Raw genomic sequence first — 387 nt, forward strand, 5'->3', positions numbered from 1 at the left:
GGCGAACCTTGCTGTGACTGGGTTGGCGAGTCAGGCGCTGGCCACTTTGTGAAAATGGTTCACAACGGTATCGAATACGGCGATATGCAGCTGATCAGTGAAGCGTATCACTTCATGAAAACCGGTCTGGGGATGACTCACGAAGAAATGGAGCAGGCGTTCCGTGACTGGAATGAGACTGAGCTGAACAGCTACCTGATCGAAATCACTGCTGATATTCTGGCTTACCGTGATAAAGATGGCGAGCCGCTGGTTGAGAAAATCATGGATTCTGCCGGCCAGAAAGGCACGGGTAAATGGACAGGCATTAATGCTCTGGACATGGGTATCCCGCTGACACTGATCACCGAATCTGTATTTGCGCGCTGCCTGTCTTCGCTGAAAGGT

The 387-nt window shown here is 51.4% G+C and carries 1 pseudogene; it reads left to right on the forward strand.

What is annotated here, in order from left to right:
- Positions 1-387 (forward strand): annotated as a pseudogene (locus ACYP03_RS24520) (NADP-dependent phosphogluconate dehydrogenase); the annotation flags it as partial.

Source organism: Photobacterium sp. R1 (assembly GCF_054600795.1).